This is a genomic window from Rhizobium anhuiense bv. trifolii, assembly GCF_024346605.1.
In the GTDB taxonomy this organism is placed as follows: domain Bacteria; phylum Pseudomonadota; class Alphaproteobacteria; order Rhizobiales; family Rhizobiaceae; genus Rhizobium; species Rhizobium anhuiense.
In genome coordinates this window covers 688,309-707,952 of record NZ_CP098801.1, presented here as the reverse complement: position 1 = coordinate 707,952, position 19,644 = coordinate 688,309, and the positions used below count along the sequence as shown (strand labels likewise).

The following is a 19,644-nucleotide window of genomic DNA, read 5'->3' as shown; positions in this document are numbered from 1 at the left end:
TATTCTCTTCCCGCTCTCAGTGCCCGAGAATCTGTCCGAGAAAAGCGCGCGTGCGCTCGTTCCGGGGCGCGGTGAAGAATTCCTCGGGCGACGCCTCCTCGATGATCTCGCCATTCGCCATGAAGATCACACGATCGGCCACGGCGCGGGCAAAACCCATCTCATGGGTCACGCAGATCATCGTTCGCCCTTCGCCGGCGAGCGAGACCATTGTGTCGAGCACTTCCTTGACCATCTCGGGATCGAGCGCCGAGGTCGGCTCATCGAAGAGCATCACCTTTGGATCCATGCAGAGCGCGCGGGCAATCGCCACACGCTGCTGCTGACCGCCGGAAAGCTGCGCCGGATATTTGTGCATCTGATCGGAGATGCGCACGCGCTCCAGATAGGCTCGCGCAACCTCTTCCGCCTGTGCTGCCTTCATTCCGCGCACCTTCATCGGTGCAAGCATGCAGTTTCTCAGAACCGTCATATGCGGGAAGAGATTGAACTGCTGGAAGACCATGCCAACCTCACGACGGATGGCGTCGATCGAGGCGCCTGTCTTCAACTCGATACCGTCGACCACGACCCGGCCGCTGGCGAAATTCTCGAGATAGTTGATGCAGCGGATGAGGGTCGATTTCCCCGAGCCGGAAGGCCCGCAGAGAACGACCTTCTCCCCCTGCTTCACCGTCAGGTTGATGCTCTTGAGAGCGTGGAAGGCGCCGTAATATTTGTCCACGGCTTCCATGACGATCATCGGATCGACAGCGGCATTGTCCGCAATTGTCACCATCGCATTCACGGCGTCTTCCTCATCTGCTTTGTTATTGAACGGTGAAGGGGATATTAGGCAGCGAGTCCGGGAAGTCGGGCGCGTCCTGGCCAAGCCATTTCTGGTAGATCTTCTCGAGGCGGCCGTCGGCGCGCGCCTTGTCGATGAAGGCGTTCAGCTCCTCGACAAACTGCTTTTGACCGGGACGCACGGAGATGCCGTTATATTGGCGGTTGAACTGCAGTTTCTTTTCGAATTTGAAGTCCGGCGCGATCTTGGCGATGCTGAGGAAATAGGTGTTGTTGGCGCCGAGCGCGTCGACCTGACCGGAAAGGAAGGCCTGGATGGCGGTAGCATCGTCATCGAAACGCTGGATCGTCGCGCCTTCCGGAGCGTTCTGCGTCACCTGCGTATCCTGTGCCGAGGAGCGCGCAACGGCAATTCGCAGGCCCTTGAGATCGGCCGGCGCCTTGATATTTGTCTCCGGCTTGGCGAGCAGCATGATGTCGATCGCCGAATAGGGCTTGGTAAACTGCACCACCTTGGCGCGGTCGGGATACATGCCCATCACTGCAATCAGTGCATCGACTTTGTTGGTCATCAAGGTCGGGATACGATTGGCGACGGCAACACGGTTGAACTCGACCGGCACGCCGATTTCCTCACCGAGAAGCTTGGCGAAATCGGCATCGAAGCCGGCGCTCTGATTGTTTTCGTCGACGAACCCCCATGGTGGATTCTCGCCCTGGATACCGATCACGATCTTGCCGCTGGCCTTCAGCTCCGCAAAGCTCTGCGCATCAGCCTTGCCGGCGCCGAATGCGACGACAAGGCCAAAACCGATCGCGCCGACTGCCCCCCAGGCCTTCCTCAACATATTGGTATTCTTCATCATTAGGCTTCCTCCTTGCCCTTAGCGTTATTCCCTGCGCGCGCTAGCGGGCGCTCGCAAAGCGTTTTTCCAGTTGGAAACTGAAGTGCGACAGCGGCCAGCAGAGCGCGAAGTAGAGCGCGCCGACGAGGCCGAAGACGATGAGCGGTTGATAGGTCGCGTTGGAGACGATCTGCCCGGCCCGCGTCAGCTCGGTGAAGCCGATAATGGCGGCAAGCGACGTACCCTTGACCAGTTGCACCAGGAAACCGACGGTGCTTGGCAGCGAAATCCGCAGCGCCTGCGGCAGGATGACGTCGACGATACGGGTCCGGTATCCGAGGCCGAGCGCCTTGGCCGCTTCTTCCTGCCCCTTCGGCAGCGCCATGATGGTGCTGCGCCAGATCTCCCCGAGATAGGCGCTCGCATGCAGCGTGAGGCCGGCGGCAACGGCGACCCAGGCGTTGACCGTGATGCCGATCAGCGGCAGGCCGTAATAGATGACGAAGAGCTGCATCAACAGCGGCGTGCCCTGAAAGACGATGATGAATGCGGTCGCCATGGCTCGCAGCGCCTGGAACGGTGCCGTGCGGATCAGGGCGATGCAGAGCCCTCCACCGGCACCGCAGACGAAGGCAATCGCCGCGAGCAGGATCGTCCAGCGGAACGCTTCGAGCAGGATGACGATCTGATTGAGGCCGAGTGTCTGAACCATCGCCGTCACCGCGTCGGATAGGAGAGAAGGCCGCGCTCGATCAGGGAGAAAAGCCCCGTGAGCATGGCGGACATTCCGAGGTAGAGACCGGTCAGGGTCAGGTAGACCTCGAAACTGCGAAAGGTCGTCGATTCCAGCTGCTGGCCAATGCTGGCTAGCTCCATCGCCGATATCGAGGCGACAACGCTGGAGGTCAGCATCAACAGAATGAACTGGCTTGCGAGTGCAGGAAAGCTGACGCGCAGCGCCGGCCGCAGGATGATATAGCGGAACACCTGGAAGCCGCTGAGGCCGAGCGCGCGGCCTGCCTCGACCTGGCCCTTCTGGATCGATTCCACCCCGCCACGGATGATCTCGGCGGCATAGGCGCCGCCGTTGAGACCAAGCGCGACGATGGCGGCGGTATCTGGCGCGAGCCTGATCCCGATCGACGGCAAGCCGAGATAGATGAAGAAGGCCTGAACCGGAAAGGGAGTGTTGCGGATGATCTCGATGAAACACTTCACCAGCCAGACGAACGGCCCGATCCCGGTCCGGCGCAAGCCCACGCAGAGAAGGCCGATGGCAAAGCCCATCGCCATCGCCTTGGTCGAAATCGCAAGCGTCAGCCAGCACCCATAGAGAAGCCGGGGCCAGGCGGCAAAAATAACGCTGAAATCAAATTGATAGCTCACGGTGAGCTCCTCCCGTCGCTGCAAGCGCCTTCTCCGTCCCCGGCCCTCACACGCAAAATGTTCGCTTGCGTACATAAGTAGCCAGATGATGAAATATCTGTCAACTCCCTGGGAGGATTAATGCCAATCTGAAATATTTCTTTTTCTTTCAATTATTTAGTATAACAACCTGATCTACTTTGAAGATTCAATCTGACATTTTTTCTTGAATATTCACCGATGCCAGCCTCAAAAAATTGTTCGAAATGGTTCAAAATTCATTCCTTGCTATGCAAGTAAAAGCCATCTCACGTGGGGATCGGCTCAACTGGCGGTTTTTGGAATGTTCGAGGGCGGCCATGCTTGCAAAGCGAGGCAAAGGCCGCGATAAGGGCGATTGCATTGGCTGGTCAGCGAGGAACCATGGCTGAGAGTGCGGTTAAACCCGGCAAGTCGCAGGCGACGCAAAAATATCAGCGTCAGCAGCGGACGAATGATCCCGATCAGACCCGCGCAGACATCCTCGAAGCGGCCGAGGGTGAGTTCGCCCGGCATGGCTACGCCGGCACGACAATCGACAGCATTGCCCAGAAGACCCGCCGCAGCAAGCGGATGATCTATTACTACTTCAACTCGAAGGCGAAGCTCTACGTCGCCGTGCTCGAAAACGCCTATGCGCGCATCCGCGTCGCGGAAGCGAAGGTCGACCTCGGTGAGGAAGATCCACGCCAGTCGCTGAAGAACCTCGTGGACTTCTGCTTCGACTTTCACTTCGATCATCCGACGTTCGTCAAATTGATCATGAGCGAGAATCTCAACGACGCAAAATACCTGCCGGCCTCATCCCTGATCGGCGAATTGCACCGGCCGATCCTGCAACGCATCGATCAATGCCTGCGTCTCGGATACCAAAAGGAACTATTCCATCAGGCCGTTACGCCAATAGAGATCCATATGACGCTGAGCGGTCTCTGCTTCTTCAATGTTTCAAACCGTGCCACCTTCTCGGCGATCTTCGATGTCGATATGACATCGGCGGCAGCGCGGCGAGCCCGCAAGCAGCAGATCCTGCTGACGATCCTTGGGCGGCTGAACACGACGATGGAAGGCTTCGTTTCGGATTTCTCGTAAAGATCGGTCCTTCGCAACCGCCGCACCACAGAACAGCCCGGCGTCGTCTCATGGAGCCACGCCAAAGGCCGGCTGCGGTTTTTGGCGGGCGAGTGGCGGGAATGCGAGGGCGATCGCGGCCGCCCCCAGACCGACCGTTGCGGAGCCGATGAACAGCCAGGAATAATTGGCGAAGGTGTCGAAGATCCAGCCGCCGACGAGAGGGCCGAAGGCCATGCCGAGGCTGGAGAGCATCGTCGCCGCACCAAAGACCGTGCCGATAATGCGCGGCCCGAAATATTCCCGCGCCAGCACCGCATAAAGCGGCATCACACCGCCATAGGCGCTGCCGAAAATGATGGCGAGCGCATAGAATTCGCCGAGCCGGCTGACCAAGAGATAGGTCGCGAGTGCGGCCGCCTGCACCAGCAGGCCGGCGACCAGCACCGGCTTTACCCCTATCCTATCGGCAAGGCTGCCATAGAGCAGCCGACCACCCAGTCCGGCCAGACCTTCGACGCTGTAGATGCTGACGGCTGCCATCGGTGCGACGCCGCAGATCGTCGCATAACTCACCATATGGAAGATCGGCCCGGAATGTGCCGCGCAGCAGGCAAAGAAGGTCAGGCCGAGCACGATGAATTGCGGGGATCGGAAGACTTTCGACAGCTGGGGCCTGGCGCCGTCGGCTGCGAACTCGGTTCCGGTTTCAGCGGTTTCGGCCGGTGGACGCCTGACCAGCAGAGCGGCCGGCACCAACAGCAGCCAGGCGCCGATACCGATCATCAGCATGGCGGGCCGCCATTCATAGGCCGAGATCAGCCAACGCGCGAAGGGCGAGATCGTCATCGGCGCAACGCCCATGCCGGCGGAGACGAGCGACACTGCAAGGCCGCGGTTTTCGTCGAACCACGCCGTGGTCGCCGCGATCATCGGCGCGAAGAAGGTGCTGGCGGCGAGCCCGACGAGGATGCCGTAGGTCAGCTGGAACTGCAGCAGCGTCTCGGCCCGGCTCGCCAGCACAAGCGCCAGGCCGAGCAGCACCGACCCGATCATCACGACGACGCGCGGGCCGAAGCGGTCGCTTGCCGCGCCCCAGAAGAAGCCGCCGAAGCCCATGACGATGAAATTCAGCGTCATCGCGCTGGCGATGCCGACATGCGACCAGCCGGTCGCCGTTGCGATCGGCCCCTGGAAAATCGCCAGCGAAAACATCGCGCCAAGCGCAACGCAGGTCATCAATGCGCCCGCAGCGACGATGACCCAACGATAGGAAACACTCATGGCTTCATAACCTCCATGCCGACAGAGTGATCGCGACGCATGCGGCAAGCCTACCGCACTCCGCGCCTGCAATCCAAAGACGTTTGAACCGCTGCGATTTCGACAGCGCGCTCACATCTTTTTCGTCGCACTTAGAGAGTACGAAACATCACCAATGCATCGACATAGCCCTGCGTCGGATGAAGAAACACACCGGGAAGACGACCGACGATTTCGAAACCGAGCGATTGCCACAGCGCGACGGCGCGTTCATTGCTGCAGACGACGAAATTGAACTGCATCGCCCGAAAACCCCTGGCGCGGGCATGCTGCAGGGAATGGTCATGCATCCGGCGAGCGACGCCGCGACCGCTCGCGGCGGCGTCGGTCATGTAACCGCAGTTACAGACATGCCGGCCGCCGCCGGCCTGATTGGCCTTGATGTAATAGGTGCCGAGGATGACGCCATCCTCTTCCGCGACGAAAGTCTCGCGGTCCGGTCCCATCCAATAGGCGAGTGCATCGGCTTCGGAGAGATCACGATCGAGCGCATAGGTTTCGCCGGCGCGGATCGTCGGACCGATGATCCTCCAGATCGCGTCTTGATCGTTCTTATCTGCGGGGCGGATCAGCATGCCCGATGTCTACAGAAGCCTGATATGGCTTGCAACGGGTGGGCGGCCTCCGGCAAATGCCGGAAGCGCCTCCCTTTCGAGCGACATCAAACCCTTTCAAGCGCGATCGCGATGCCCTGCCCGACGCCGATGCACATGGTCGACAGCGAATATTTTCCGCCGGTCTCACGAAGCTCCAGCGCCGCCGTGCCGGTGATGCGTGCACCCGACATGCCAAGCGGATGGCCGAGCGCAATCGCGCCGCCATTGCGGTTCACCCGCGCATCATCATCGGCAATGCCGAGCGCGCGCAACACTGCCAGCCCCTGGCTGGCGAAGGCCTCGTTGAGTTCGATCACGTCGAACTGTTCGGCGGTCATGCCGAGCCGCGCCATCAGCTTGCGTGAGGCCGGGATCGGCCCGACACCCATCACCCTTGGCGGAACGGCGGCGGCAGCACCACCGAGAATGCGGGCGATCGGCGTCAGGCCATATTTCCGGGCCGCCGCTTCCGAAGCGACGATCAACGCCGCCGCCCCGTCATTGACGCCGGAGGCATTGCCGGCCGTCACCGTGCCGCCCTCCTTCTTGAAAGGCGTGGCGAGTTTCGCCAGCGTCTCGATCGTCGTCGCCCGCGGATGTTCGTCTTTTTCGACGATGACGGGATCACCCTTACGCTGCGGAATGATCACCGGGGTGATTTCCTTCGCCAGCCGTCCGTTCGCCTGGGCGGCCGCCGCCTTCGCCTGGCTTCGCACCGCGAAGGCATCCTGGTCCTCACGGCTGACATGATAGTCCTCGGCAACGTTCTCACCGGTCTCCGGCATGGAATCGACGCCATATTGCTTCTTCATCAGCGGATTGACGAAGCGCCAGCCGATCGTCGTGTCGTGGATTTCGGCGGCGCGTGAAAAGGCCGTCTCGGCCTTCGGCATGACGAAGGGCGCGCGCGACATGCTTTCGACGCCGCCGGCGACCATCAGCTCGGCCTCGCCGGAGCGGATGGCCCGCGCCGCCGTGATCACCGCGTCCATGCCGGAGCCGCAAAGCCGGTTGATCGTCGTGCCCGGAACTGAGATCGGCAGGCCGGCCAGCAGCGCCGACATGCGCGCGACATTGCGATTATCCTCGCCCGCCTGGTTGGCGCAGCCGAAGATCACATCATCGACGGCTTCCCAATTGACGGCGGCATTTCGTTGCATCAGCGCTTTCAGCGGAATGGCGCCGAGATCGTCGGCGCGCACTTGGGACAGCGAACCGGCGAAGCGGCCGATCGGCGTTCTGACATAGTCGCAGATAAAGGCTTCGGTCATGGCTTTTCCTCAGAGTTGCGGGACGACGAGGTCGCCAACCGGCCCTTCGACGTGCAGCGGCGCGCCGGTCATCGCCTGCAATTCCTCTTGCGACATCGCGGCGAGCTTTTCGCGCAGGACGAAGCGTCCCTTGACGATGTCGATGACGGCGTGGCTCGTATAGACGCGGGTGATGCAGGCAACGCCGGTCAGCGGGAAGGTGCACTTCTCCACCAGCTTCGGCTCGCCCGTCTTGGTGACGTGTTCGGTGATGACACAGACTTGCTTGGCGCCGTGCACCAGGTCCATGGCGCCGCCGACGGCCGGCACGCCTTTGCTGCCCACCCGCCAGTTGGCGAGGTCACCGCTCTGAGCCACCTGATAGGCGCCGAGGATCGCGACGTCGAGGTGGCCGCCGCGCACCATGGCGAAGCTGTCGGCATGATGGAAGAAGGCGGCACCCGGCTTCAGCGTCACCGCCTTCTTGCCGGCATTGATCAGGTCCCAGTCCTCTTCGCCCGCCGCCGGCGGCTCGCCGAAATTCAGGATGCCGTTTTCCGTGTGGAAGATCGCCTGACGGCCGGGCGGCTGATATCGGGCGACCATTTCGGGAAAGCCGATGCCGAGGTTGACATAGGCGCCGTCGGCAATGTCCTGCGCGGCGCGCCAGGCGATCTGCGCGTTGGAAAGCTTGATGTCTTCACGAGTGTCGATGGTCATACGTAGGCCACTCCGGCTCGAATGAGCTCTTCTTCCTGTTGGGGATTGGGAACGGCGACAACGCGGTCGACGAAGATGCCGGGTGTCACCACGTGTTCGGGATCGATGCCGCCGGCCGGCACGATCGACGAGACCTGGACGATCGTCTTTTCCGCCGCCATGCACATCAGCGGATTGAAGTTGCGGCCGGCCTTGTTGTAGGTGAGGTTGCCCTGGATATCGCCGATTTCAGCCTTCACGATCGCAAAGTCGGCCTTCAGCCAGCGCTCCTGCACATAGTGGCGGCCATCGAACTCGGCGATGACCTTGCCGTTGGCCAGTTCGGTGCCGTAAGCCGTCGGCGTATAGAAAGCAGGGATGCCCGCCCCGCCGGCGCGGATGCGCTCGGCAAGCGTTCCCTGCGGCACCAGCTCGAGCTCGATCTCGCCGGCTAGATATTTATCCGTGAAGGCGCGCGGATCCGACGACCGCGGAAAGGAACAGATCATTTTCCGGACCAAGCCGGCATCGATCATCGCGGCGATGCCGATGCGCCCGTTGCCGGCATTGTTGTTGATCACGGTCAGGTTCTTCGAGCCCTTGTCGATCAGGGCATGAATGAGCTCGATCGGCGCGCCCGAGCCACCGAAACCACCGATCATGACGGTCGCGCCGTCACCGATCTCAGAGACGGCTTCCGCCGTGCTCCCGACTGTCTTGTCCATGCGGGATCTCTCCTTGGCTATGCGATCGGGAACTGGTTCCCGTCCTTCGAGCGTCAGGGATAAAGCGCAGCGGGCCGGACGGCAAGAAGTTTGTGCGATATTTGACATTTGTTCGTATATCGCACAATAAGGAGTGGTCGGGCGCAGCCCGAGCAATCGATCCAGCGAATCGATTGCAGCGACGAATGCCCGAAGCGCAAGCGAAGGGCGAAGCACGATAGAACGCGGTCCGACAGGCAACCCCAAGACAGGAGCCCACCATGCGCGAAACGGATTTCGTCAGCGGTTTTGCCCGCGGCCTGAAAGTCATTGAAGCCTTCGGTGAGACGCGGCAGCGGCTTTCCATTGCCGAGGCGTCGAAACTGACGGCGCTCGATCGCGCCGCCGTGCGCCGCTCGCTGCTGACGCTCGCCGAACTCGGTTATGCCGATTACGACGGCAAGTTCTTCACCCTGACACCGAAGATCCTGCGGCTTGGCCATGCCTATCTCGCGGCGACGCCGCTGCCGGCGCTGCTGCAACCGCATCTCGATCTTCTCTCCGAAAAGGCCGGCCAGAGTGCCTCGGCCTCGGTGCTCGACGGCACCGAAATCGTCTATGTCGCCCGCGCCTCGCAGCGCCGCGTCATGTCGATCAATTTGACCCCCGGAAGCCGCCTGCCCGCCTACTGCGCCTCGATGGGCCGGGTGCTGCTTGCGGCCCTTTCCGAGAGCGAGGCGCGCGCCATCCTGGCCCGCAGCGAGCTGAAGAAGAACACTGTGAATACCAGAACCGATCCGGAGGAGCTCATCACAGAATTCCGCCGTGTGCGCGCCGAGGGCTACGCCATCATCGATCAGGAGCTGGAGATCGGTCTCTGCTCCATTGCCGTGCCCATCGACAACGACCGCGGCGAAACCGTCGCGGCGATCAATATCGGGGCGCCGGCCGCTCTCGTGCCGGCCGCGGAGATGAAGGAGCGGTATCTGCCGCTGCTGAAGGAAACGCAGACCGCATTGCGACCATTACTGCGGCGGTGACGGCAAGCAGTTCCAGCAAAAGTCCGCAGCGGTTTTGCGTCCGGAATACGTAAAGAAACAGATGGAGCGGCCCCGAACAGGGGCCGCTCGCAATCGTCAATGCGTCAGGTCGAGCGCGGCTGTGAGGTCGCCCATCGGCGGCCGATCATTGTTGCGCAGCGCCTTGTCGCGGGCGAGGATGCCGGGCAGCACCGGCAAATCATAGCGCGCGGTGATGAAGCGGATGATCGAGGTCGTGTCGTACTGGGTGTGATCGACCATGCCGCTCTTGGCGAAGGGCGAGATGATGAAGGCCGGAATGCGGTTGCCCGGGCCCCAGCGATCGGCCTTCGGCGGCGCGACGTGATCCCAGAAGCCGCCATTCTCGTCATAGGTGACGATGACGAGCATATGGCTCCATTGCGGGCTCTTCTCGAGGTGGGAGACGATATCGGCAAGATGCTGGTCGCCGCTCGACACGTCGGCATAACCGCCATGTTCGTTGAGGTTGCCCTGCGGTTTGTAGAAGGAGACCGCGGGCAGCTTGCCATCGTCGATATCCCTGAGGAAGGCTTCGCCGCCAAGACCGCCATCCCTCAGATGTTCGGCGCGCGCCGGCGTGCCTGGCGCGAAATTGGCGAAATAGTTGAACGGCTGGTGGTGGAACTGGAAGTTCGGCACCGGCGTGGCGTTCTTGCCGTCGAGGGCTGCCTGCCAGGCGCCGCTATACCATGCCCAGCTGACGCCCTTCAGCGACAGCAGGTCGCCGATGGTGATTTCATGCTGCGGAGGCAGCGTCGTTGCGGCGGTGGGATCGGCATAGGCCGGATCGCCGTCCTTGGCCGGCGGATTGGCGCTCGGCTGGTAGGGCGGCTGCATGGTGTTGACGGCGTAGAAGTCGGGGGTCAGCGTGCCGTCGGAGACGAATTTCGGGGCGCCCTCCAGCGCCGACTTCGGGCCGTTTTCCGCCACAACAAGCGACGTGCCGTCCGCATCGACCTTGGCAATGGTCGGCTTTGCCGGGTTCTTGTCGGCGTCGGGATAATAGGGCGTGCAGGCGCAGACCAGCGCGAAATGATTGAGGAAGGAACCGCCGAAGGCGCCCTGGAAGAAGTTGTCGGCAATGACGTATTTCTTGGCGACCTGCCACATCGGCAGGACGGAGCCGTCGTAGTGCCCCATGACGAGGCTGCCGGAATCGGCCCAGGCGACGAATTTGTCGTTCTTGCCGCCGTCGATCTGCATCTGCTCCTGGTAGAAGCGGTGCCAGAGATCGCGGGTGATGACCGAAGGCGACTGCGCAAAACCGTTGGGATCGTCGATCTCAAAGGTGGCGTTGGCAAGATGGGCCGACTGCGCCTCGGTGACGGCAGGCGTCACGCCTTTGGCGGTGAGGCCGCCCCAGGCGGGCGGCAGTTCGGATAGCGGCTGGCCGTCGCGGTCGAGCTGGCGGGCGTGATCGACGGTCGCGTTCGAGAGCCCGTCGACGCCGGGAAAGCTGCCGTAGAGATTATCGAAGCTGCGGTTTTCGGCATAGATGACGACGACATTGTCGATCTTGTCGTAACCGGCGGGCGTCGCATGGGCTGCCGTTGTGATCGCAAACGGCACGATGGCCGATCCGGCGAGACAGATGGAATGGAGGGTCTTCAGTCTTTTCACGTCAGTTCCTCATGGCTAGGGGGCGTTGGCTAGAGGGAGCGGAGAACGCTCGGGGGCGTCCAAACGCTATTCCGGCCGTCTATCAACTTTGTGACATCGGGGGTTGGCGTGATGCCGCAGGCGATAGCCGTCATCAATTTGTTGCAACCAGGTTCGATCATGGAGCAAACCAGTCTTAAGCTATTGGAATCCTTATCATGGCAATCAAGACCATCTGGCTTGTGCGGTCCGGCCTGGCGGTGAGCATGGGTGCTGTGGCGCTCTGTCTTGCCAGTCTTCCGCTGCGGCAAAGCAGCGCGGCGACCACGGCCGGCCTGCATCCCGGCCCGATGTCGCGCGCCGAGGCCTTTGCCCGAGCCGAAACGCTCACCGCGCTCGGCCGCAAGATATTCTCGGATGCCTCGCTGTCGGCCTCGGGGCTCCAGGCCTGCGCGTCCTGCCATGATCCGGCTCACGCCTTCGGTCCGGCATCGGCCACACCGGTCGAAATCGGCGGCCAGCATATGGACCGGCCGGGGCTGCGCGCCGTGCCGACGCTGCGCTACCTCCAGGCGGTACCCACCTTCACCGAGCATTATTACGATTCCGAGGACGAGGGCGACGAAAGCGTCGACAATGGCCCGACCGGCGGCCTGACCTGGGACGGCCGTGTCGACCACGGCGCCGATCAGGCGAAGATCCCGTTGCTTTCGCCCTTCGAGATGGGAAACAAGGATGCGGCCGAAGTGGTGGCAAAGCTGCAGAAGGCAGCCTATGCCGATGACATCGAGGCGGCATTCGGCGAGACGGTGTTCGACAATCCCGACGATGCCTTCGACGCCGCCGCCGAGGCGCTCGCCACCTTCGAACAGAGCGGCCCGGATTTTTATCCCTATTCCAGCCGCTACGACGCCTTTCTCGCCGGCAAGGCGACGCTGACAGCGCAGGAGCTACGGGGGCGGCAGCTGTTCGAGGATCCGGCCAAGGGCAACTGTTCGAGCTGTCATCTGAGCGAGCCTGCCAATGACGGCGAACCGCCGCAATTTTCCGATTTCGGCTTCCTCGGGCTCGCCGCTCCCCGCAATATGGCAATCCCGGCCAATAGCGATCCGAACTATCACGATCTCGGCCTCTGCGGCCCTCAGCGCACCGACTTTGCTGGACGCAGCGACTATTGCGGCCTGTTCCGCACCCCGACGCTGCGCAATGTCGCTCTGAAGAAGAGCTTCTTCCACAACGGCTATTTCCACTCGCTGCGCGACGTCGTCTCCTTCTATGCGACCCGCGACAGCGATCCCGGCCGGTGGTATCCGAAAAATTCAGATGGCACGGTCCGTAGATATGACGACCTGCCGCAAGCCTATTGGGACAATCTCAACCAGGACCCACCCTTCGGCCGGAAGTCCGGCGATGCGCCTGCCCTCACCGACCCCGAGATCGACGACATCGTCGCTTTCTTGGGAAGCCTGACGGATGCCGATCTGCTGCCCAAGTCGGCCGGGCATTAGGAATGACGTCTTTCTCAACAATAACAATCAAACCGTCGAAGCATCCCCACTTGATGTATCATGATTTCCGATATACATCATTTTATCGGAAATCATGGGGGAATGATGGAACGCTCGTTTTTGACGATTGCCGCCGGCGAAAATAACGATGCGATCCGCGCCCTTTCGGCGCCGGCGCGGATTGAGATTCTCAAGCTGCTCTGTGCCAAAGGGCCGATGAATATCAACGACATCGCACGCGCGCTTTCCCTCCCCCAATCCACCGTCGCAACCGGCATCCAGATTTTGGAGGACGCCCGGCTTGTCGATTCCCAGCTGGCGAAAGCCCGCAAGGGAAATCAGAAGATCTGCTCGGCGATCTACAGCGAAATTCTGATCAGCTTCGAGGAAAGTGCTGCCCAAAGGGCCAACAATATCATCGAAGTCGAGATGCCTGTGGGGTTGTACACCAGTTGCGACGTCCATGCGCCTTGCGGTCTTTGCTCGACCGAGAGCGTCATCGGTCCCCTCGATGTGCCCGACTATTTCCTCGATCCGCAGCGCATGCAGGCCGGGCTCGTCTGGTTCGGCCGGGGCTATGTGGAATATAAATTCCCCAACAACGCCAAGGTGTTGAACAAGGATATCCGCGCCATCGAGTTTTCGCTGGAGCTGTCGTCCGAGGTGCCCGGCACCAATCCGGACTGGCCCTCCGATATCACGCTCTGGGTCAACGGCATGGCGATCGGCACCTGGACATCGCCCGGCGATTACGGCGACAAGCGCGGCGCCTTCACGCCGGCATGGTGGAAGCTCGAGGGCTCGCAATATGGGATGATGAAGACCTGGCGCATCTCGACGCGCGGAACCTTCATCGACGGCATCGCCGCATCGAATGTCACGCTCAGCGATCTGGCGCTTGCCCAGCACTCCTCGATCCGGCTTAGGGTCGGCATCGCCGAGAATGCCGGCCATACCGGCGGCGTGAATATTTTCGGCCGCGGCTTCGGAAATCATGGACGCGATATCATCATGCGGCTGCATGTCTAAATTATAAATATCGGAAATCTTGATTTAAATATCACGCTTCTTTCCAGATTTGACAACCAAAAATGCACGACAACATACTGTAATAAAACAATTATTTCCGAAAATTGAATTAGTATGATTAAAACCGCAACTCGGTTGACAGAACGACATTCCTGATATCAAGTTAGAGGCAAGAAAACAAAAATTCTGATATATAAACGGGAGGATCCGTTGAAGACGAATGTCGTTGCCCACCGCGATTTCCGCGTCGCGACCATTGACGCCAGGCTCTACAGTTCATTTCTCGAACATCTCGGCAGAGCGATTTACGGCGGCATCTATGAGCCCGGACATCCCACAGCCGACGAGGACGGATTTCGCCGCGACGTGCTCGATCTTGTGCGTGAGCTCGACACGCCATATTGCCGTTATCCCGGCGGCAATTTCGTCTCGGCCTATAATTGGGAAGACGGCGTCGGCCCGCGTTCGGAGCGCCCGGTTCGCCTCGATCTTGCCTGGCGCACCCGCGAAGCCAACCAGATCGGCGTCAATGAATTCGTCGACTGGTGCAAGAAGGCCAACACCAAGCCGATGCTCGCCGTCAATCTCGGATCACGCGGCCTCGATGCCGCCCGCAATTTCCTGGAATATTGCAATCATCCCGGCGGCACCTACTGGTCGGATCTGCGCCGCAAGCACGGCTGGTCCAATCCGCACGATGTCAAATTGTGGTGCCTCGGCAACGAGATGGATGGGCCCTGGCAGGTCGGTCACAAATCGGCCTATGAATATGGCCGGCTGGCGGATGAGACGGCCAAAGCCATGCGCGGCTTCGACAAATCGCTCGAACTCGTGGTCTGCGGCTCGTCCAATTCCGATATGAAGACCTATCCCGAGTGGGAAGCTCAGGTTCTCGACCAGTGCTATGACAGCGCCGACCATATTTCGCTGCACATGTATTTTGCCAATCGCGAGAAAAATACGCTCAATTATCTCGCCCGCGCGACGAAACTCGACCGCTACATCACCACGATCGGCGGCGTGATCGACTACATCAAGGCGAAAAAACGCTCGAAGAAGACGATCGGCATTTCCTTCGACGAATGGAATGTCTGGTATCATTCCAACCAGCAGGACAAGGAGATCCTGGCGCGCGACGAATGGCCGGATGCGCCGCATCTCCTGGAAGATATCTATAATTTCGAAGACGTGCTGCAGGTCGGCGGCATTTTGAACACCTTCATCCGTCGCTCCGACCGGGTGCGCATCGCCTGCATCGCCCAACTCGTCAACGTCATCGCCCCTATTATGACCGAGGACGGCGGTGCGGCCTGGCGCCAGACGATCTATTATCCCTTCTACTACGCTTCCCGATATGGCCGCGGCTCGGCCCTGCAGCTGGTCGTCGACGGCCCGACCTATGACAGCGACGAAGAGAACGACGTCCCCTATCTCGACGTATCGGCCGTGCATTCCGAAGACGGTAGGCAGCTCACCTTCTTTGCCGTCAACCGTCATCCGAACGCGGCGCTCGATCTCGACGTGCGGCTGGAAGGTTTCGGAGCCGCCCGGGTGGTCGAGCAGGTGGAGATGACCCATGGCGACCTGGAAGCCGTCAATACGGCTGCGCGACCGAAGACGGTCGCTCCGGTCAATGTCGAGACTGCGAAGGTCGAGGATGGACGGGTGCGGGCAGCGCTGAAACCGCTGTCCTACAATGTCATCCGGCTGTCGGTGTGACAGCCGCCGCCGGGTAAGCCCGGCTGGAGATATTCGGCTCACTGCGAGGAGGCAGGCGGGTCGGAGGGATGGTTCACTGAGGCTCTGCCTCTGCGAACCGACAACCGCGACGTACCCATGCGTGCCTTTGCGGCCGCCGTGTCGTCGCTTTCTAGGGAGGAGTTCATGCAACAGTGGAAGAGGCTCGCATTTGGCGTCGCGCTGGCCGCACTCGGCCTGACAGCGGCGGCCAAGGCCGATGACTACACCTCCTTGCCGCGCAAGGAGACGCTCATCGTCGAAAATCCGGAAGGGACGATCAAAAATCCCGGCTGGTTCAACATCTGGGTCAATGGCGGCGGCGGCGTATCGACCGGCCTGCAGCAGCTGACCATGGATACGCTCTGGTATATCGACCCCGAACAAGGGCTTGGCGGCGCGACCTGGGACAATTCGCTGGCTGCCGACAAGCCGCAATATAATGCCGACTTCACCGAGATGACTGTGAAACTGCGCAAGGGGCTCTTCTGGAGCGACGGCGTGGAATTCACGGCAGACGACGTGGTCTATACCGTCAAGACGCAGATGGATCACCCCGGCATGGTCTGGAGTGCTGCCTTCTCGGTGCAGGTGGCAAGCGTCGAGGCGACCGACTCCTCGACTGTGGTGTTCAAGCTGAAGAAGCCCAATTCGCGCTTCCACGCCATCTTCACCGTTCGCTGGAACGGCGCCTGGATCATGCCCAAGCATGTCTTCGAGAAAGTCGAAGATCCGCTTCGCTATGATTTCGCCAATCCCGTCTCGCTCGGCGCCTACAAGCTCAAGTCCTACGATCCCCAGGGCAAGTGGTATACCTGGGAGAAGCGTGACGACTGGCAGCGGACATCGCTTGCCCGCTTCGGCGAGCCGGCCCCGAAATACGTGACCTATACCGATCCCGGCCCGCCGGATAAACGCACCATCGCGCAGCTCGAGCACAATCTCGATATCATTCACGACAACACGCCCGAGGGCATGTTCACGCTGAAGGAAAAATCGAAGTCGATCGAGACCTGGTTCCCGGGCTTCCCCTTCGCCCATCCGGATCCGACACTTCCGGCTGTCATTTTCAACACCCAGAATCCACCCTTCGACAACGCCGATGTACGCTGGGCGCTTGCCCTGCTGATCGACATCAAGGCCGTTGACATGGCGAGCTACCGCGGCGCTGCGACGCTGTCGGCGCTCGGCGTGCCGCCGACGGCGGCCACGATGAAGGACTATCAGGCGCCGATGCAGGATTGGCTGAAGGATTTCGAGATCGATACCGGCAAGAGCAAGATCAAGCCTTATGACCCGACGGTCGGGCAACAGATCGCCGACATCCTGCGCAAGCAGCCGAAGTTCAAGGACCAGATCCCGACCGACCCGCAGGCAATCAGCGGTGCCTTCGGCTATGGCTGGTGGAAACCGGATCCGAAGGCTGCCGGCGAACTGCTGGAGAAGGCAGGTTTCAAGAAATCCGGCGGCAAATGGCTGACCCCGGATGGACAGCCCTTCAAGATCCGGATGACGGTCGAGGGCGACACCCGCTCGGTCTTCACCCGCGCCGGGACGCTGATTGCGCAGCAATGGGCCGCCTTCGGCATCGACGCCAAAGCCGTGCCGGCCGCGAAACTTTGGCAGACGGCGCTACAGCCCGGCGATTTCCAGGTGGCGATCGCCTGGAGCGTCGAAACCTGGGGCGGCGATCCCGATCTGTCGTTCTTCCTCGACAGCTGGCATTCGCAGTTCGTGGCCAAGAAGGGTGACAATCAGCCGCCGCGCAACTGGCAGCGCTGGAGCAATCCGGATCTCGATAAGATCATCGAAAGCATTCGCGGCATCAGCGCCGATGATCCGAAGGGCGTTGAGCTCGGGAAGGATTATCTGAAGCTGGTGGCCAAGGAAATGCCGACGATCCCGCTGATGTCGTATAACGTCTTCACCTCGATGGATACGACCTATTGGACCGGTTATCCAACGATATCAGACCCCTATACCGATCCGGTGCCGAATTGGGCCAACTCCAGGCTGATGATGGTCAAGCTGAAGCCGGCACAACCGAAATAATCCTCCCAACGCCGGCGCGAGTGTTGCGCGCCGGCCCCCTAATCGACGGGCATGTGGCATGTCCGTCGATCCTTTCCACTTGATGAAGGGAACCAGAGAGGAACCACCGCCCTATGACGTCCTATCTGATCTTTGTGCTGAAGCGGTTCGGTCAGTTTCTGCTTGTTGTATTTCTTGGCGTGACGATAACATTCTTCGTCACCCACCTGACCCCGATCGATCCGGTCGAAGAAAGCATAGGCGCCATCACCCAGATGGGGCAGTCCGATCCGAATGCGATCGAACTGATGCGCCAGTCGCTTCGCGAGCTTTACGGCATGGAGGGCTCGATCTGGCAGCAATACCTGCATTTCTGGCTGCGGCTTGCGACCGGTGATCTCGGTCCCTCGCTATCGGCTTTTCCCACCCCCGTTTCCACCATCATAATGCGGTCCCTGCCCTGGACCATCGGGCTGATGACGGTGTCGACCCTGATCACTTTCGTCCTCGGCAATGCGATCGGCGCGCTCGCCGGTTATTATCGGAAGGACATAGTGCTGAAAGCCGTCAGCCTCGTCTTCATCGCCCTGCTTCCCATTCCCTATTACATCCTGGCCTTCGTGCTTCTAATTGTCTTCGGCTATCTCTGGCCGGTGCTGCCGATCAATGGCGGCTACGAGATGAATGCCAATCTCGACCTCTCCTTTGCCCTCGTCCTCGATATCCTGAAACACTCAATCCTGCCGGCCTTGTCACTGATCATGGTCGGCGCCGGCAGCTGGCTGATCGGCATGCGCGCGCTCGTTTCCAACATCATCACCGAGGATTACGTCGTCTTCGCCGAGCTGGGCGGCGTTCCGAAGCGCAAGATTCTGCGCTCCTATATCGCCCGCAATGCCATGGTGCCGCAGTTCACCGGACTTGCCATGTCGCTCGGCGCGATCTTCAACGGCACGGTCATTACCGAAATCGTCTTCGGCTATCCGGGCATCGGAAACCTGCTGATCGAAGCGGTGCATGCCGGCGACTACAGTCTGGTGCTCGGCCTCAGCGCATTGTCGATCGTCGGCGTTGCCGCCGCCGTGTTCATCATCGACATTCTGAGCCCGCTGATCGATCCGCGCATCAAGGTGGAATAGAGCATGTTTACGATCGTCCGCGACCTCGCGCGCCAGAATATGGAATTCCTCAGCGGCCTGCTGCTCTTCGCCGTCATCGTCGGGCTGGTCATCATGTCCTACTTCTCGCCGTACGGCGCGACCGACATCTATCTTCTGCCGCCCGATATGCCGCCCGATGGCGAATATTGGCTCGGCACGACATCGCGTGGCCAGGATGTTTTCTGGCAACTGACGACCGCGCTCCGCAACACCCTGTTTTTCGGCATCGGCGTCGCCTTCATTTCACGCATCATTTCGCTGGTCGTCGGCCTCGTCGCCGGCTATGCCGGCGGCGCGGTCGACCGGGTGCTGATGGCCATCAACGACAGCGTCATGGTCATCCCGCAATTTCCGCTGCTGATCCTGTTCTATTTCGTGCTGAAGGACAGCATGACCTGGACGGTGCTGATCGTCATCATGGCCTCGCTCGGCTGGTCTTACGATGCACGCCTCATCCGTTCGGTGGCGATCAGCCTGAAGACGAGATCCTTCACCACCCAGAGTGTCTATTCCGGCATGAGCATGCGCAAGATCCTCGTCGAGGAGCACCTGCCCTATGTTCTGCCGATCGTCTTCGCCACCACGATGAACAACATGATCTGGTCGATCGGCATGGAGATCACCCTGTCGGTGCTGGGCTTCACCGATATCGAGACGCCGACCATGGGCATGATGATCTATTGGGCCAATGCGCATTCGGCGCTGATATCAGGCATATGGTGGTGGGTGGCCGCCCCCGTCGCCGTCATCGTCGTCCTCTTCCTGGCGCTCTTCCTGCTGTCCATGTCGATGAACGAATACAATGATCCGCGCAGCCGGCTCAACCGGATGGGAAGCTAGT

The 19,644-nt window shown here is 60.7% G+C and carries 18 protein-coding genes; 8 read left to right on the top strand and 10 right to left on the bottom strand.

The features are described from left to right. Nucleotides 1-16 precede the first annotated feature (16 nt). The 4 genes from NE851_RS03410 to NE851_RS03395 are packed head-to-tail and all read right to left on the bottom strand — an operon-like array spanning nt 17 to nt 3,017. Nucleotides 17-778 (bottom strand): amino acid ABC transporter ATP-binding protein, encoded by a 762-nt coding sequence (locus tag NE851_RS03410; RefSeq protein WP_280178056.1) that lies wholly within the window; start codon nt 776-778, stop codon nt 17-19. A 31-nt stretch (nt 779-809) separates the two neighbouring features. Next, a complete protein-coding gene (locus NE851_RS03405; protein ID WP_164735896.1) occupies nt 810-1,649 on the bottom strand; it encodes a transporter substrate-binding domain-containing protein in 840 nt (279 codons plus the stop codon). Between the two features lie 43 nt (nt 1,650-1,692). Beyond that, on the bottom strand, nt 1,693-2,343 hold the full coding sequence (locus tag NE851_RS03400; RefSeq protein ID WP_063476012.1) for an amino acid ABC transporter permease: 651 nt from the start codon (nt 2,341-2,343) through the stop codon (nt 1,693-1,695). A 5-nt stretch (nt 2,344-2,348) separates the two neighbouring features. Further along, a complete protein-coding gene (locus NE851_RS03395) occupies nt 2,349-3,017 on the bottom strand; it encodes an amino acid ABC transporter permease (protein ID WP_063476252.1) in 669 nt (222 codons plus the stop codon). 402 nt (nt 3,018-3,419) lie between these two features. On the opposite strand from NE851_RS03395, the gene NE851_RS03390 reads away from it, so the two are divergent. Further along, nucleotides 3,420-4,127, top strand: coding sequence for a TetR/AcrR family transcriptional regulator (locus NE851_RS03390; protein ID WP_052213310.1), 708 nt, complete (start codon nt 3,420-3,422; stop codon nt 4,125-4,127). Between the two features lie 48 nt (nt 4,128-4,175). On the opposite strand, the gene NE851_RS03385 is transcribed toward NE851_RS03390, so the two are convergent. The 5 genes from NE851_RS03385 to NE851_RS03365 all read right to left on the bottom strand — a co-directional run bounded on the left by NE851_RS03385 (nt 4,176) and on the right by NE851_RS03365 (nt 8,699). Then, a complete protein-coding gene (locus NE851_RS03385) occupies nt 4,176-5,390 on the bottom strand; it encodes an MFS transporter (protein ID WP_063476011.1) in 1,215 nt (404 codons plus the stop codon). A gap of 131 nt (nt 5,391-5,521) precedes the next feature. Then, nucleotides 5,522-6,004 carry a GNAT family N-acetyltransferase gene (locus NE851_RS03380; protein WP_063476010.1) on the bottom strand — a complete coding sequence of 161 codons (483 nt, stop codon included), beginning with the start codon at nt 6,002-6,004 and terminating at the stop codon, nt 5,522-5,524. 86 nt (nt 6,005-6,090) lie between these two features. After that, entirely contained in the window at nt 6,091-7,296 is a 1,206-nt protein-coding gene (gene pcaF / locus NE851_RS03375) for a 3-oxoadipyl-CoA thiolase (RefSeq protein ID WP_063476009.1), read from the bottom strand. 9 nt (nt 7,297-7,305) lie between these two features. Beyond that, nucleotides 7,306-7,995 (bottom strand): 3-oxoacid CoA-transferase subunit B, encoded by a 690-nt coding sequence (locus NE851_RS03370; protein WP_047612856.1) that lies wholly within the window; start codon nt 7,993-7,995, stop codon nt 7,306-7,308. Then, on the bottom strand, nt 7,992-8,699 hold the full coding sequence (locus NE851_RS03365) for a 3-oxoacid CoA-transferase subunit A (protein WP_047612854.1): 708 nt from the start codon (nt 8,697-8,699) through the stop codon (nt 7,992-7,994). The genes NE851_RS03370 and NE851_RS03365 overlap by 4 nt, the downstream gene beginning before the upstream one ends. A gap of 260 nt (nt 8,700-8,959) precedes the next feature. Between NE851_RS03365 and NE851_RS03360 the strand changes: the two genes are divergently transcribed. Then, entirely contained in the window at nt 8,960-9,718 is a 759-nt protein-coding gene (locus NE851_RS03360; protein ID WP_183844794.1) for an IclR family transcriptional regulator domain-containing protein, read from the top strand. 96 nt (nt 9,719-9,814) lie between these two features. Here NE851_RS03360 and NE851_RS03355 read toward each other — a convergent pair whose 3' ends face one another. Continuing rightward, the gene (locus tag NE851_RS03355) at nt 9,815-11,359 is read right to left on the bottom strand and encodes an acid phosphatase (protein ID WP_183844793.1); all 1,545 of its coding nucleotides are present in this window, start codon (nt 11,357-11,359) and stop codon (nt 9,815-9,817) included. 197 nt (nt 11,360-11,556) lie between these two features. Here NE851_RS03355 and NE851_RS03350 point away from each other — a divergent pair, with 197 nt between their 5' ends. The 6 genes from NE851_RS03350 to NE851_RS03325 all read left to right on the top strand — a co-directional run bounded on the left by NE851_RS03350 (nt 11,557) and on the right by NE851_RS03325 (nt 19,643). Then, nucleotides 11,557-12,846: a cytochrome-c peroxidase gene (locus NE851_RS03350; RefSeq protein WP_183844792.1), complete on the top strand. Its 1,290-nt coding sequence runs from the start codon at nt 11,557-11,559 to the stop codon at nt 12,844-12,846. A gap of 102 nt (nt 12,847-12,948) precedes the next feature. Further along, entirely contained in the window at nt 12,949-13,875 is a 927-nt protein-coding gene (locus tag NE851_RS03345; RefSeq protein WP_174824429.1) for an ArsR/SmtB family transcription factor, read from the top strand. A 210-nt stretch (nt 13,876-14,085) separates the two neighbouring features. After that, the gene (gene arfA / locus NE851_RS03340) at nt 14,086-15,594 is read left to right on the top strand and encodes an arabinosylfuranosidase ArfA (protein WP_097622702.1); all 1,509 of its coding nucleotides are present in this window, start codon (nt 14,086-14,088) and stop codon (nt 15,592-15,594) included. A gap of 165 nt (nt 15,595-15,759) precedes the next feature. Beyond that, the gene (locus tag NE851_RS03335) at nt 15,760-17,664 is read left to right on the top strand and encodes an ABC transporter substrate-binding protein (protein WP_047612840.1); all 1,905 of its coding nucleotides are present in this window, start codon (nt 15,760-15,762) and stop codon (nt 17,662-17,664) included. 113 nt (nt 17,665-17,777) lie between these two features. Next, complete coding sequence (locus NE851_RS03330; RefSeq protein WP_047614880.1) at nt 17,778-18,782, top strand: ABC transporter permease; 1,005 nt, start codon at nt 17,778-17,780, stop codon at nt 18,780-18,782. 3 nt (nt 18,783-18,785) lie between these two features. Continuing rightward, on the top strand, nt 18,786-19,643 hold the full coding sequence (locus NE851_RS03325) for an ABC transporter permease (protein ID WP_047612835.1): 858 nt from the start codon (nt 18,786-18,788) through the stop codon (nt 19,641-19,643). Nucleotide 19,644: the final 1 nt, after the last annotated feature.